2 protein-coding genes are annotated in these 572 nt (G+C 66.1%); both read right to left on the reverse strand.

The genetic code is table 11. The features are described 5' to 3' along the window. The coding region (locus F2B26_RS16755) for a transaldolase family protein (RefSeq protein WP_268891129.1) at nt 1–209 on the reverse strand (209 nt) is incomplete at its 3' end. Between the two features lie 60 nt (nt 210–269). Beyond that, on the reverse strand, nt 270–572 hold a 303-nt coding region (locus F2B26_RS16760; protein ID WP_159811227.1), incomplete at its 5' end, for a DUF4197 family protein.

The following is a 572-nucleotide window of genomic DNA, read 5'->3' on the forward strand; positions in this document are numbered from 1 at the left end:
GCTTCCTTCATCATGGTCTCGTGATCGAGCGCGACGACCTCGGCACTGACCGGGCCATCGACGATGCCGCAGATCTCCTTGGTCACTTCCATGAAGTCCCGCCCCGACTTGGCGATCAGGCTGGGATTGGTGGTGACGCCGTCCAGCAGGCCGGTCTCGGCCAGCTCCTTGATGTCGGCGATGTCTGCGGTGTCGACGAAGAATTTCATGTGCGAAGGCTCCGGGAATTGCGATTCCCGGGGAGCCTTAGCGGTGCAGGGGCGCCTGGGCTAGTACCCCCCGCCCACGCCGAAGACGCCGATGATCAGCGGGTCGTTGGTCGATCGCGGATCGCGGCGGATGGCGGCTTCCTCGACGCCCATTTCGCGCCAGATGGTGTTGTCGATATTGTTGGCGAAGCGCGTGGTCGCACCGCCGAGATCAACGCCGGTGAGGCCGCGCAGCAATTCGCCGACCAGCGGATCGCTCGCCACGCGCATGGCATCGCCGAGTTCGGGGACCATCGCCTCGACCAGCGTCGAACCCATCGATCCGCGCAGGAAGCTGGTCGCCGCGGTCGGGCCGCCGCGCAC

Source organism: Cellulomonas citrea, from assembly GCF_009829685.1.
In the GTDB taxonomy this organism is placed as follows: Bacteria; Actinomycetota; Actinomycetes; order Actinomycetales; family Cellulomonadaceae; genus Cellulomonas; species Cellulomonas citrea.